The organism is Amycolatopsis nalaikhensis, assembly GCF_030264295.1.
Lineage (GTDB): Bacteria > Actinomycetota > Actinomycetes > Mycobacteriales > Pseudonocardiaceae > Amycolatopsis > Amycolatopsis nalaikhensis.
On the sequence record NZ_CP127173.1, the window covers coordinates 10,366,898 to 10,380,527 of the forward strand.

General features: G+C 71.5%; 12 protein-coding genes and 1 pseudogene. 2 read left to right on the forward strand and 11 right to left on the reverse strand.

Features of this window, described 5'->3' with window-relative positions; translation table 11 throughout:
• Positions 1–95: 95 nt before the first annotated feature.
• The 7 genes from QP939_RS50305 to QP939_RS50335 form a co-directional block, all read right to left on the reverse strand.
• A complete protein-coding gene (locus QP939_RS50305) occupies positions 96–1,133 on the reverse strand; it encodes an MCE family protein (protein ID WP_285454072.1) in 1,038 nt (345 codons plus the stop codon).
• Complete coding sequence (locus QP939_RS50310) at positions 1,130–2,452, reverse strand: MCE family protein (RefSeq protein ID WP_285454073.1); 1,323 nt, start codon at positions 2,450–2,452, stop codon at positions 1,130–1,132. Before QP939_RS50310 ends, QP939_RS50305 begins: the two co-directional genes overlap by 4 nt.
• Entirely contained in the window at positions 2,449–3,297 is an 849-nt protein-coding gene (locus QP939_RS50315; RefSeq protein WP_285454074.1) for an MlaE family ABC transporter permease, read from the reverse strand. The genes QP939_RS50310 and QP939_RS50315 overlap by 4 nt, the downstream gene beginning before the upstream one ends.
• A complete protein-coding gene (locus QP939_RS50320) occupies positions 3,297–4,028 on the reverse strand; it encodes an MlaE family ABC transporter permease (RefSeq protein WP_285460034.1) in 732 nt (243 codons plus the stop codon). The genes QP939_RS50315 and QP939_RS50320 overlap by 1 nt, the downstream gene beginning before the upstream one ends.
• Before the next feature lie 129 nt (positions 4,029–4,157).
• On the reverse strand, positions 4,158–4,916 hold the full coding sequence (locus QP939_RS50325) for a glucose 1-dehydrogenase (protein WP_285454075.1): 759 nt from the start codon (positions 4,914–4,916) through the stop codon (positions 4,158–4,160).
• Positions 4,913–5,770: a 3-oxoacyl-ACP reductase gene (locus tag QP939_RS50330; protein WP_285454077.1), complete on the reverse strand. Its 858-nt coding sequence runs from the start codon at positions 5,768–5,770 to the stop codon at positions 4,913–4,915. The genes QP939_RS50325 and QP939_RS50330 overlap by 4 nt, the downstream gene beginning before the upstream one ends.
• An 82-nt stretch (positions 5,771–5,852) precedes the next feature.
• Positions 5,853–6,044 carry a ferredoxin gene (locus tag QP939_RS50335; RefSeq protein WP_285454078.1) on the reverse strand — a complete coding sequence of 64 codons (192 nt, stop codon included), beginning with the start codon at positions 6,042–6,044 and terminating at the stop codon, positions 5,853–5,855.
• Between the two features lie 70 nt (positions 6,045–6,114).
• Between QP939_RS50335 and QP939_RS50340 the strand changes: the two genes are divergently transcribed.
• Positions 6,115–7,278, forward strand: a complete 1,164-nt coding sequence (locus QP939_RS50340; protein ID WP_285454079.1) for an acyl-CoA dehydrogenase family protein — start codon at positions 6,115–6,117, stop codon at positions 7,276–7,278.
• 9 nt (positions 7,279–7,287) lie between these two features.
• On the forward strand, positions 7,288–8,316 hold the full coding sequence (locus tag QP939_RS50345) for an acyl-CoA dehydrogenase family protein (RefSeq protein ID WP_285454080.1): 1,029 nt from the start codon (positions 7,288–7,290) through the stop codon (positions 8,314–8,316).
• A 242-nt stretch (positions 8,317–8,558) separates the two neighbouring features.
• Here the strand turns inward: QP939_RS50345 and QP939_RS50350 are convergent, their stop codons facing one another.
• The 4 genes and pseudogenes from QP939_RS50350 to QP939_RS50365 form a co-directional block, all read right to left on the reverse strand.
• A complete protein-coding gene (locus QP939_RS50350; RefSeq protein ID WP_285454081.1) occupies positions 8,559–9,554 on the reverse strand; it encodes a serine hydrolase domain-containing protein in 996 nt (331 codons plus the stop codon).
• The gene (locus QP939_RS50355; protein ID WP_285454082.1) at positions 9,518–9,676 is read right to left on the reverse strand and encodes a hypothetical protein; all 159 of its coding nucleotides are present in this window, start codon (positions 9,674–9,676) and stop codon (positions 9,518–9,520) included. The genes QP939_RS50350 and QP939_RS50355 overlap by 37 nt, the downstream gene beginning before the upstream one ends.
• 2 nt (positions 9,677–9,678) lie before the next feature.
• Complete coding sequence (locus tag QP939_RS50360; protein ID WP_285454083.1) at positions 9,679–12,360, reverse strand: bifunctional acetate--CoA ligase family protein/GNAT family N-acetyltransferase; 2,682 nt, start codon at positions 12,358–12,360, stop codon at positions 9,679–9,681.
• Positions 12,361–12,362: 2 nt separating this feature from the next.
• Positions 12,363–13,531: pseudogene (locus tag QP939_RS50365) on the reverse strand (acetoin utilization protein AcuC).
• Positions 13,532–13,630: the final 99 nt, after the last annotated feature.

Genomic DNA, 13,630 nt, shown 5'->3' on the forward strand with positions numbered 1-13,630 from the left:
CGCCTGGTTGCGTTCCTTCAGCGGCTTCCATGTCCTCTGGGGCCTAGCCCCAGACCCCGGCCGGGGGGCAAGCCCCCCTGGCCCCCCCGAACGACTCATGGGCCACACCTCTCCGCGCGCTGCGTACCGGGAATGGGAACGATCGGCAGGGTGATGTCGAGCGAGGAAATGCCGATGGTGCCGGTGATCCCGCACAGGTAGTAGTTGAACCAGCTGCCGTAGGACAGGGTCCTGGTGAACTTCTGCAGGTTGCCCGGCAGCACTTCCAGGAGGTGGTTGATCAGTTCGCCCGAGTCACCGAGGTTCTGCGACAGCACGCCGAGCTGGGCGACGTCGTCCTTCAGCGCCGGGCGCGCGTCGGCGAGCAGCCCGGTGGTCGACACCGCGAGGTCGCCGAGCGCGCTGACCGCGTCGCCGATCGGCTTGCGCTGCTCGGCCAGCCCGCTGACCAGCTTCTGCGTCTGCTCGATGAGGTCGCCGAGCTGCGGGCCGCGCTGGTTCACGGTGCCGAGCACCGTGTTGAGGTTCGCGATGACCTGGCCGATCACCTGGTCCTTGCTCGCGATCGCGCTCGTCAGCGACGCCGTGTGCTGCAGCAGGCTGGTGATCGTGCCGCCCTCGCCCTGGAAGACGCTGATGATCTCGGCCGACAGCTGGTTGACGTCCTTGGGGCTCAACGCCTTGAACAGCGGCTTGAACCCGTTGAACAGCACGGTGAGGTTCAGCGCGGGTTTCGTGCGCTCGGGCGGAATCGTGCCGCCGTCGGGCAGCGCCTTGTCGCCCGGGACGTCGGTGCCGAGCGCGAGGTAGCGCTGGCCGACGAGGTTGCGGTACTTGATCGTCGCGGTCACCGACTCCGGCAGCCGGTAGGTGTGCTCGACGTCGAACCGCACCTGCGCCAGGTTGCGCTCACCCTCGACCACCTCGATCGCGTCGACCTGGCCGACCTTGACCCCGGCGATGCGGACGTCGTCGCCCTCCTTGAGCCCGGACGCGTCGGTGAACTTGGCCAGGTACCCGGACGTCTCGCCGAAGTTCGTGTTCGCGATCGTCGCCGCGAGGACGCCGGTGAGCAGCACGGTGACGACGGCGAACACCGCCAGCTTCACCAGCGACGGGACGAAGCTCCTCACTTCAGCTCCACCTCCGTCCCGCGGTAGAGCGGCCCGACGAGCAGGCCCGCCCAGCCGGGCACGTCACCCGGCGCGGTGCCGAGCGCGGGCGAGGCGAGCAGGTCGATCAGGTCGCGCTCGTAGCTCGAGCCGACGATCGTGCCGGACCCGCCGATGGCGCCACCCCCGGCGGGCAGCTCCTCGGGCGGGTACTTCGGCGGCGGGGGCTTGCTGGAGCCGTCCTTGATCGCGCCGTCCGGCGGGTACTGCGGCCACACCCCGGGGTGCGGGACGGACGGGTAGCAGCGCGGGCCGCGTTTGTCCTCGTACTTCGGCTCGTCGACGCCGGGCAGGTACTTGCCGCGGCTCGCGGCGAACTCGATGGTGACCCGGCTGACTTCCGGGTGCGCGGTGCCCTTGCCGAAGGCCAGCTCCGCCCGCGGCACCGACTCCGCGAGCTGCTGCAGCAGGCACGGGTACTCGGGCGCGTACTTCGCCAGGACGTCGAGCGTCGGCTGGACGGCCGTGGTGAGCCGGATCAGGTTGTCCTTGTTGACCTGCAGGAAGTTCGAGAGGTCCACCGAAGCCGCCGTGACGGTCGCGTAGAGGTCGGTCAGCTGCGCGCGCTGGTCGACGATCGTGCGGCTCGTGGTGGTCAGATCCGACAGGGCCTGCAGCAGGTCCGGGGCCGCCTTGTCGTAGGTGTCGGCGACGTTCGCGAGGCCGCTGATGTCGGCCTTGACGTCCGGCAGCGACGGGTTGAGCTTGCCGAGGTAGTCCGACAGCTGCGCGAGCGTCTCGCCGAGCTGCTTGCCGCGCCCGTCGAGCGCGGTCGACACGGCGGTGAGGGTGCTCGACAGCTTCTCGGGCTGGACGGCCTGCAGCAGCGGCATCACGTCGTCGAGGACCTTCTGCAGCTCGATCGCCGCGCTGCTGCGGTCCTGCGGGATGACGTCGCCCGCCTCGATCGGCCCGGCGGACTTCTCGGGCAGCTGCAGGGCGACGTACCGCTCACCGAACAACGTCTTCGGCAGCAGCCGCGCGGCGACGTTCTTGGGGATGACGGCCGTCTTGTCCGGGTCGAGCGCCAGCTCCAGCTCGGCGTGGTCGCCTTTCGCCTGAACCGACCGGACCTCGCCGACGAGCATGCCGCGGACCTTGACGTCGCCGCCGGTGCGCAGCTGGCTGCCGACGCGGTCGGTTTCCAGCTTCACCAGCGTCACCGGCGTGAACGCCTTGTTGTAGACGGCGAGGGTGAACGCGATGAACAACGCGGCGACGAGCAGGAAGGCCAGCCCCAGCACCTGGTACCGGAGCCGCTGCCAGAGCTCGCGCCTCATCCGGAGATCCTCACCGTGGTGTTCGCCCCCCAGATCGCGAGCGACAGGAAGAAGTCCAGCACCGAGATCAGCACGATCGACGTCCGCACCGCGCGGCCGACCGCGACGCCGACCCCGGCCGGGCCACCGCTCGCGTTGAAGCCGTAATAACAGTGGGACAGGATCACGAGCACGCTGAACACGATCACCTTCCCGAACGACCAGAGGACATCGCCGGGTGGCAAGAACAGGGTGAAGTAGTGGTCGTAGGTGCCCGCGGACTGGCCGTAGAGCCAGATGGTGATCTGCCGCGAGGCGAGGTAGCTCGAGAGCAGGCCGACGGCGTACAGCGGGATCACCGCGGCGACACCGGCGAGCACCCGCGTCGTCACCAGGTACGGCATGCTCGGCACGCCCATCACTTCGAGCGCGTCGATCTCCTCGGAGATGCGCATCGCGCCGAGCTGGGCGGTGAAGCCGCAGCCGACGGTCGCGCTCAGCGCGAGCCCGGCCGAGAGCGGCGCGACCTCGCGGGTGTTGAAGTAGGCGGAGATGAACCCGGTGAGCGCGGCCGTCCCGAGCTGGTTGAGCGCGGAATAGCCCTGGAGGCCGACGATGAGACCGGTGAAAAGCGTCATCCCGATCATCACGCCGAGCGTGCCGCCGATGACGGCCAAGCCGCCGGTGCCGAAGCAGACCTCGGTCAGCAACCGCAGCGTTTCCCGGCTGTAGCGGCGGATCGTGCGCGGCGACCAGGCGAGCGCTTTCGCGGCGAACGCGAGCTGCTTGCCGAGCCCTTCCAGGCTCTGGCCCGGGCGCGCGATGTACTCGAGCGTCCGGTCGCGGTCGAGGGGCTCTGCGGTCATCACATCGCCTTCGGCGGGACGATCCGCAGGTAGATCGCGGTGAGCACGACGTTGATGAGGAACAGCAGCAGGAACGTGATGACCACGGCCTGGTTGACGGCGTCGCCGACGCCCTTCGGCCCGGGCGGCGGGTTCAGCCCGCGGAACGCCGCCACGACCCCGGCGACGAAGCCGTACAGCAGCGCCTTGATCTCGCTGATCCAGAGGTCCGGCACCTGGGCGAGCGCGTTGAAGCTGGCCAGGTACGCGCCGGGCGTGCCGCCTTGGAGGACGACGTTGAAGAAGTAGCCGCCGAGCACGCCGACCACGCTGACCAAGCCGTTCAGCAGCACCGAAACCACCATGGCGGCAAGCACGCGCGGCACGATCAGGCGCTGGACCGGGTTGACGCCGAGGACCTCCATGGCGTCGATCTCTTCCCGGATCTTGCGGGCCCCGATGTCCGCGCAGACCGCGCTGCCGCCCGCGCCCGCGACGAGCAACGCCGTGATCAGCGGGCTGGCCTGCTGCACGATCGCCAGCGCGCTGGCCGCGCCGGTGAACGACTGCGCGCCGATCTGCGCGGTCAGCGAGCCGAGCTGCAACGCGATCACCGCACCGAACGGGATGGCCACCAACGCGGTCGGCAGGATCGTGACGCTCGCGAAGAACCAGCACTGCTGGATCCACTCGCGGGCCTGGAAGGGCCGCTTGAAGATCGCGCGGAGCACTTCCCAGGAAAGCGTCGCCATGCGGCCGACCTGGGTCAGGGCCGCGGTTCCCGGGAGCGTGCCACTGCTCTCGCTCACCACACCTCCCAGTAGTCAGTCACCCCCGAGTCTTCTCCACACCCGGTGCCCGGTTTTCGTTAGCGGTGTTAACTAGAAGTTGAGGGCGTGCGTCGCCGTCGCCCCGCCGTCCGCGACGAACTCCGCTCCCGTGCAGTACGCGCTCTCGTCGCTGGCCAGGAACAACACGAGCTTCGCGACGTCGTCCGGCTGCCCGACCCGCCCGAGGGCGACCTTCTTCCCGACGTAGGACATGTCGACTTTCTGCCCGCCGGCCGCCGTCGAAACCATCTGGGTATCGATCGCGCCCGGGTGCACCGAGTTGACGCGGATGTGCTTCTTGCCGAGCTCCATCGCCGCGACCTTGGTCATCCCGCGGATCGCGAACTTGCTCGCGGTGTAGGCGACGAGGTAGGGCATCCCGGCCAGACCCTCCACAGAGGACACGTTGACGATGGAGCCACCGCCGGCGGCGGTCATCGGTTCAACGACCGAGCGCATCCCGAGAAACGCCCCGATCTGGTTCACCCGGATCACGCGTTCGTAGTCGGCCAGCGTGGTCTTCCCCAGCTCGGAGAAGTGCAGGATGCCCGCGTTGTTGACCAGCACGTTCGGCGCGCCGAACTCGGTGGTGGCGCGCTCGACCGCGGCCGCCCAGCCGTCCTCGTCGCCGACGTCGAGGTGCTGGTAGACGGCCTGCTCCCCCAGTTCGGCGGCGAGCTGCTTGCCCTCGTCGTCCAGGATGTCGGCGATCAGCACCCGGGCGCCCTCGGCGACGAACGCGCGTGCGGCCGCTTCGCCCTGGCCGCGCGCGGCGCCGGTGATCAGGGCGATCTTCCCGTCCAGCCTCATGACTCTCCCAGGATCTCGGTGGCGGCGAACATCCGGCCGGGGTCGCGGTCGGCGAAGAACGCGCTGACCGACGTCTCCAGCTCGTCGAGGGACCAGCGGTGCTCGATCCGCGGCGCTTCGACGAGGGCGACCGTGCCGCCGTGGACGACGAACACCTGGCCGTTGACGTGCTCAGCCGCGGGCGAGGCGAGGTAGGCGACGAAGGGGGCGACGTGCTCGACCGAAAGCGGGTCGGCGCCCTCGGCGGGAGCGGCGCCGAACACGCCTTCGGTCATCGCCGTCCGCGCGCGCGGGCAGATCGCGTTGGCGCGGACGCCGTACTTGGCCAGGCCGCGCGCGGCGGACATGGTGAGCGCGGTGATGCCCGCCTTCGCCGCGGCGTAGTTGGGCTGGCCGGGCGAGCCGATCAGGAACGCCTCGGACGCGGTATTGACCAGCCGCCCGTACACCGGCTGTCCGTCCGCTTTGGACTTGTCGCGCCAGTGCCTGGCGGCGTTGCGGGACAACAGGAAGTGCCCGCGCAGGTGGACCCGCAGCACGGTGTCCCAGTCGTCGTCGGACATCGAGAACAGCATGCGGTCGCGCAGCACGCCCGCGTTGTTCACGACGATGTCGAGCCCGCCGAGGTCCAGCGCCGCTTCGGTCAGCGCGTCCGCGGTGGCGCGTTCGCCGACGTCCCCGGCGACCGCGACGGCCTTGCCGCCCGCCGCTTCGATCTCGCCGACGACGTCCTTGGGCTCGCTGATGTCGTTGACGACGACCGTGGCGCCCCGCGCGGCGAGGGCGAGCGCCTCGGCCCGGCCCAATCCCGCGGCGGCGCCCGTCACGATCGCTGTCCTGCCGGTCAGGCTCACGCACGGCCTCCTCGTCGAGTCCTGTGATCGCGCCTACATTAGAATCTGTTCTTGTTTTCGGCAAGCCCTTCGGTGAACGGCGCTAACCGGCGATGAACAGGGCGTTCTTCGGACAACCTTTGACCGCATCTGTAACTTGTTCTACGCGATCGGCCGGGACCGGGCCCGGCTGGATGACGAGCTCTTCGTCGTCGTCGAGGTCGAAGACGTCCGGCGCGAAGCCCACACACACCGCGTTCGCCTCGCAGAGCGAACGGTCGACGCCGATCTCCATGCTTCCTCCACCGCGTGAGTCCTGGTACAACTAGAACAGGTTCTAGTGTAACGCCGGATCGAGGTGACGGGTGCGGATCGACTACACGCCCCAGCAACGGGCACTGGCCGAGGAGCTGCGGGAGTACTTCGCCGAGCTGATGACGCCCGAGCGCCGGGAGGGGCTCCGCTCGGGCGGCGGCGAGTACGGCGACGGCTTGGCGTACAAGGAGATCGTCCGGCAGCTGGGCAAGGACGGCTGGCTCGCGCTGGGCTGGCCGAAGGAGTACGGCGGGCAGGACCGGTCGATGCTCGACCAGCTCATCTTCACCGACGAAGCGGCCGTCGCCGGGGTCCCGGTCCCGTTCCTCACGGTGAACACGGTCGGGCCGACGATCATGCGGTACGGCACCGAGGAGCAGAAGGCGTTCTACCTGCCGAAGATCGCCGCGGGCGAGCTGCACTTCTCGATCGGCTACTCCGAACCGGAGGCGGGCACCGACCTCGCGTCGCTGCGCACGCGCGCCGAGCGCGACGGCGACGAGTACGTCGTCACCGGCCAGAAGATGTGGACCAGCCTGATCGAGTACGCGGACTACGTCTGGCTCGCCGTCCGGACGGACCCGGACGCGAAGAAGCACCGCGGGCTGTCGATGCTGATCGTGCCGACGTCGTCGCCGGGGTTCTCCTGGACGAAGGTGCACACGGTCGCGGGCGCGGGCACGAGCGCGACGTACTACGACGGCGTGCGCGTGCCGGTGTCGGCGCGGGTCGCCGAGGAGAACGCGGGCTGGCCGCTGATCACCAACCAGCTCAACCACGAGCGCGTCGCGCTGACGTCGTCGGCACCGGTCCGCAAGGCGCTCGCGGACGTCTTGGAGTGGGCGCGCGAAACCGGCGCCATCGAGCAGGAGTGGGTGCGCTCGCACCTCGCGCGGGTGCACGCGGGCGCGGAGTACTTGAAGCTGCGGAACTGGCGGATCGCCTGGGCGGCCGCGGCGAGCGAGCTGGGCCCGGCGGAGGCGTCGGCGACGAAGGTGTACGGCACGGAGTTCGCGATCGAGGCGTACCGCCTGCTGATGGAGGTCCTCGGCGCGGCGGCGGTGGTCCGGGAGGGCTCACCGGGGGCGCTGCTGGCGGGCCGGATCGAGCGGCTGCACCGGTCGGCGCTGATCCTGACCTTCGGCGGCGGCACCAACGAGATCCAGCGGGACATGATCGCCGCGACCGCCCTCGGCCTGCCCGTCACGCGCTAGGAGCGTCTCATGGACTTCACCCCTTCCGAGGCGTCGGCCGACCTGGCCGCGCTGACCCGCCGGATCACCGCGGACAAGGCCACCCACGACCCCCACGGCACCGGCGGCTTCGACGCTCCATTGTGGACGGCCCTGGGCCAGGCGGGCGTCCTGGACGCGGCCTTGCCGTCGTCGTTGGGCGGCGGCGGGTTCGGGCTGCTGGAGCAGTGCGCGGTGCTGACGGAGCTGGGCCGCGCGGTGGCGGCGGTGCCGTACCTGACGTCGATCACGATGGCGGCGTCGGCGCTGGCCGAGTTCGGCACGCCGGAACTGGTGGACCGCTGGGTGCTGCCGGTGCTGCGAGGAGAACGCGTTCTAGCGGTGGCGTTGTCGGGGTTCAGCGCCTCGGGCGGCCGCTTGTCCGGCACGTCGTCGGCGGTGCCGTTCGGCGCTTTCGCCCACGGTTTCCTGATCGCGGCTCCGGACGAGGTGTTCTTGGTCGACGCGGCGGCCGACGGGGTGTCGGTGCGCCCGCAGGCGACGGTCGACCACGCGGACGCGGCGCTGGTCGAGCTGTCCGAGGTGCCGGGAGTGTCGCTGGGCGACATCGGCGAGTGGCTGCTGCTGCGCGGAACGGTCGGGGTGTGCGCACAGCAGCTGGGGGTGGCCGAGCGGGCACTGGAGCTGACGGCGGCGTACGCGGCGGAGCGCAAGCAGTTCGACCACGTGATCGGCGGGTTCCAGGCGGTCCGCCAGCGGCTGGCGGACGCGTACGTGGACGTGGAAGCGATCCGCTTGACGACGCTGCAGGCAGCATGGCGGCTGGCATCGGACCTCCCGGCGGCGGAGGAGGTGGCGACGGCGAAGTTCTGGGCGGCGGAGGCGGGCCACCGGGTCGCCCACACGACGGTCCACGTTCACGGTGGGGTGGGGATCGACGTGGATCACTTGGTGCATAGGTATTTCGTGGCGGCGAAACGGCTGGAGTTCCTGCTCGGGTCGGCTACGCCGCAGCTGGTGGCGTTGGGTGAGCTGCTGGCGGATCGGTCGCGCGGCTGAGGACCGGGCGACCGGGGCGCGCAGGTCGGCGGCCCGGCATCACCGCGGCCCGACTGGGGCGCTCGCGCGGCCAGGCCACGCAGGCTCGGTCGCCCCATCGGCGCGATCAGGCCGGGCGACCGGGCCGCGCGGGTTCGGCGGCCCGGCATCGCGGCCCGGCCGGGCGACTCGCGCGGCCGCCGAGCTACCGCACCGCCAAGCTCGGCCGCCCGCCGCCACCGCGCCCCGGCCGCTCCCGAGGGTCAGCTCGCCGCGTAGGTCCAGAACTCGCGCATCAGCGGCGTCGGGTCCGGGCCCGGTGGCTCGACCTGCGTGAGCAGCACCGTCGCCGTGCCCGTCGAGGGGACCACGTGCGCCGCCGTGGCTCCGGCCCAGCCGTAGCGGCCCGGGACCTGCCATCTCTCTCTCGGCTCCACGTCCACCATTCCGCCGAACCCCCAGCCCTGGCCGCGCAGGAAGGGGCGCGCCGCCGCGCGCTGGGGTGGCGTCAGGTGGTCCCTGGTCATCCCGTGCACCGATTCCGGCCGCAGCAGGCGGTGGCCGTCGACCGTGCCCTCGTTCAGCAGGAACCGCGCGAACGCCAGCAGGTCATCCGCCGTCGACACGAGCCCGCTCGCCCCGGACGGGAACGCCGGTGGGCTGCTCCACCTTCCCTCCGGTGAGTCGACCAGCTGAAGCCCGTCCGCGCCGCGGCGGTACGCGCTCGTGAACCGGCCCAGTGCCGCCGTCGGCACCGAAAATCCCGTGTCCGCCATGCCCAGCGGCTCGAACAGGTGCTCCGCCAGGAACACCGGCAGCGGACGGCCCGACACCCGCGCGATCAGCACCCCCTGCAGGTCCGCGGCCGTGTCGAAGAGCCACGCCTCCCCCGGCTGGTGCAGCAGCGGCACCTGCGCCAACGCCGCCAGCCACTCGTCCGGCGGCAACGCGCGGGCCGCCGCGGGGTGGCCGAGCACCTGCAGCAGCAGCTCGACCGCGGGCAGCCCCGGGTCGGCGGCGAGGCCGTACCCGCAGCGGAACGTCAGCAGGTCCGCCACCGTGATCGGGCGGACGGCGGGCACCACGTCGTCCACCGGCCCCGCCGGGGTCCGCACCACCACCGGCGACGCCAGTTCCGGCAGCCATCGCGCCACCGGGTCGTCGAGCGCGAGCGCGCCGTCGTCCACCAGCCACAGGAGCGCCGCCGCGATGATCGGCTTCGTCAGCGACCCGATGCGGAACAGCGAATCCCGGGCCATCGGCGCGGTTCCCCGGCGTCGGCCGAGCCCACGGCCGCCGCCTCGACCTGCTCGCCGCGCGCGACGAGGGCCACCGCGCCGGGCAGGTCGCCGGCGTGGCGGGTCAGCAGTTCGGCCAGCACGGTCAGTCCAGGGGGTTGATCGCCCGCAGGCGGCGCGGGCCCGTGTCGGGGCGCGACGGCGGCGGCCCCAGCACCAGGCGGGCATTGGCGACGAAGGCGCCGTCGGGCGACGCCAGGATCGGGTCCAGGACCAGCGACCGGACCTCCGGGTTGTCCTCGGCCAGCGCGGCCACGCGCAGCACCATGTCCTGCAACGCGGCGAGGTCGGCTGGCTCGTCGCCGCGGTAGCCGGTGAGCAGCGGCGCCGTCCGCGGCTCACGCAGCAACGTCGCGGCGTCGACGTCCGTCAGTGGCACCGCCCGGTAGGCGCGGTCCCCCAGGAGCGTGCTGACCAGCCCGGACAGCCCGAACGACACGAGCGTGCCGAACGACGGGTCGTCCTGCAGCCCGATCACGCACGACAGGCCCTTCGGGGCCATCCGCTGGACGTAGACGTCGTCGTCGCCGGAGATCTCGCGCAAGGTTTCGTACGCCGTGCGCACCGAGTCCTCGGACGCCAGGTCGAGCCGCACCCCGGCCAGGTCGGGACGGCCGCGCAACCGCTCGTCGACCGCCTTGAGCGTCACCGGGTAGCCCAGCTCGGCCGCCGCCGTGACCGCTTCGTCCACTGTGGACGCGACGCGGAACGGGACGACGTCGATGCCGTAGCAGCCGAGCAGGCGCACCACGTCGGTGTCCGAGAGCAACGTCGTTTTGCCGTTTTCGGTTTCCAGCAGCTCGCGCACGAGACCCTGCGCCTGTTCGGTGTGGATCCCCGCCGGCCGCACCAGCGTGCCCTGCGGACGCTGCCGCCACGCCGCGTACCGGACGACCCTGGCGAGCGCGTTCACGGCGCGTTCCGGGCTCGGGTACGACGGGATCGAGCCGCGCGTCGGCACGCCGTCGTCGGAGAACACGGCCAGCTCGTCGGGGACGCCCTCGGCGGCGAGGAACGTCGAGACGATCGGCTTGTGCAGCCCCAGCTCGACGACCGTCTCCCGCACGGCGCGCGCGTACGCCGTGCCGGGGATCGCGATCGGCGGCGCGAACACGACGACCAGCGCGTCGGTGTCCGGTGAGGTGAGGGCTTCGCCGACGGCCTTGGCGAAGTCTTCCGGCCCGGCCTGCGGCCCGATGTCCACCGGGTCCGACGCCAGCCGCAGGCCTTGCATCCGCGCGGTGTCGGCGGCCAGCAGCCCGATCGCACTGGAGTTCCCGACGATCCCGATCCTCGGCCCGGCGGGCAGCGGCTGGTGCGCGAACACGAGCGCGGTGTCGAACAGCTGCGCCAGCGACTCCACCCGCACGACCCCGGCCTGCTCGAACAGCGCCTGGACGCTGGCTTCGTCGATCTCGGTCGACGTCGCCGCCAGCTGCGGGCGGACGGCGTGCCGCCCCGACTTCACCGCGACGATCGGCTTCGTCCGCGCGAGCCGCCGCGCGAGCCGGGCGAACTTGCGCGGGTTGCCGAAAGACTCGAGGTACAGCAGCACCAGGTCGGTGTCCGGGTCGGTTTCCCAGTACTGGAGCAGATCGTTGCCGGAGACGTCGGCGCGGTTGCCCGCCGAGACGAACGTCGAAAGCCCGAGGCCGCGCGCTTCGGCGTCGGCGAGGATCGCGGTGCCCAGCGCGCCGGACTGGCAGAAGAAGCCGGTGCGCCCGCGGCCGGGCAGCCGCGGCGCGAGCGTGGCGTTGAGCCGGATGCCGGGCGCGGTGTTGAGCACCCCGAGCGCGTTCGGGCCGACCACGCGCATGCCGTGCGCCCGCGCCTCGCCGACCAGCCGCAGCTCGGCGTGCAGGCCGTGCGGGCCCGCTTCGGCGAACCCGCTGGAGACGATCAGCAGCGTCTTGACGCCCTTGGCCAGGCAAGCGTCCAAAACGGACTCGACGGCTTCGGCGGGCACCGCGACCAGCGCGAGGTCGACGGGGTCGGGGATGTCCAGCACGGACGGGTACGCGCGGACACCGCGCACCGACCGGTGCTCCGGGTTGACCGGGTAGACGGTGCCGGTGAAAGCGGCGGCCAGCAGGTTCACGAACGCGACGTGCCCGACCTTGCCCGGCTCGGTGGACGCGCCGATCACCGCGACCGACCGCGGGTGCAGGAGGTTGTGCACGCTGCGCGCCTCCGCCGCCTGTTCCCGCGAGCGCGCGACCGCGAGGGACTCCTCGGTCGGGTCGATGTCGAACTCCAGGTGCAGCACGCCTTCTTCGATCTCGCGGCTGACCTGGTACCCGGCGTCGCGGAAGACGCGCACCATGGCGGCGTTCTCGGCGAGCACCTCGGCGACGAACCGGCGCAGCCCGCATTCGGACGCGGCGGCGGCGAGGTGCTCGAGGAGGATCGAGCCGAGCCCGCGGCCCTGGTGGGCGTCGCTGACGACGAAGGCGACCTCGGCGGACGGCCCGTGGTCGAGCCGTTCGTACCGGCCGACGGCCACGATGTCGTCGCCCAGGAACGCGGCGAACGCGACGCGGTCGTGGTGGTCCACGGTCGAGAAGCGCTTCAGGTCCTTCTCGGGGATCCGCGGGTAGGCGCCGAAGTAGCGGAAGTAGCGCGTGCGCTCGGAGAGCTTCGCGTGGAAGGCGACCAGGCCGTCGGCGTCGCTGGGGACGATCGGGCGCAGGTGGACGGTGCCGCCGTCGGACAGCACGACGTCGGCCTCCCAGTCGCGGGGGTAGTCGAAGGGGTCCCGTCCGGCCATCGTCAGTCCCTGGGGTCGTCCGGGTCGAGGCCGTGCAAGGGGAAGACGGCGCGGCGCGTGTCCCGGACGGCGATGTCCACGGGGTCGTCTTCGCCGTCGCCCCACGGCTTGAACTGGGTGTCGCGGTCGTCGGACATGGTCTGCGGCAGTTCGGCGTGCGGAGCGGCCTTGGTGACGGTTTCCCGCCAGCCGGGCGGCAGCGGCGTCGCCGGGTCGACGTCCCGGTCGAGGACGGTGGCGATCAGGTGCGTCCAGGACCGCGGCACGACCCGGATCAGCTGGTACCCGCCGCCCCCGACCGCGATCCACTTGCCGCCGGCGTACGTCTCGGCGAGGTCGCGGAGGGTCGAGTAGATGGTGCGGTGCCCGTCGACGCTCAGCGAGAGGTCGGCGAGGGGGTCTTCTTCGTGGGAGTCGACACCGCACTGGGTGAAGAGCAGCTGCGGTTCGAAGTCGGCGAGCAGCGACGGGACGACAGCGTTGAACGCGCGCAGCCACCCGGGGTCCCGCGTGCGCGGCGGAAGGGGGACGTTGACGGAGGTGCCGTCAGCCTTCCCGCGGCCGGTCTCGGCGGAGTAGCCGGTGCCGGGCCAGAGCGTGAAGGGGTGCTGGTGCATCGAGATGGTGAGGACGCGCGGGTCGTCGTAGAAGGCGGCCTGGACACCGTCGCCGTGGTGGACGTCGGTGTCGATGTAGGCGATGCGGTCGAACCCGTGGTCGAGGAGCCACGAGATGGCGACGGCGCAGTCGTTGTAGACGCAGAACCCGGAGGCCTGGTCGCGCATGGCGTGGTGCAGCCCGCCGGCGATGTTGACCGCGCGGGAGGCTTCGCCTTCGGCGATCTTGCGCGCGGCGAGCAGCGTCGACCCGACGACGAGGGCGGAGGCGTCGTGCATGTCGGAGAAGACGGGGTTGTCGGCGGTGCCGAGCCCGTGCCCGACATCCCACCCGACAAGCGGCGCTTCCCGCACGGCGGCGAGGTATTCGGGGGCGTGGATCCGGAGGCCTCCTCGTCCCCGGCGGCGGTGGGGACGAGGAGCTCGACATCCCGGAGCACGCCGAGCTCGGTGGCCAGCCGGACGGTGAGCTCCAGCCGGACGGGGTTGAAGGGGTGCTCCCCACCCAGGTCGTAACCCAGCAGAGCGGAGTCCCAAACGACGGCCGGCGACATACCGTCCGACTGTAGTGCCGATCGCGCGGATCCGTGGACTCGAAGACCCGGTGGCGGCCCGGTGCGGGTGGGTTCATCCGGGCACGATGGGTTGCCTCG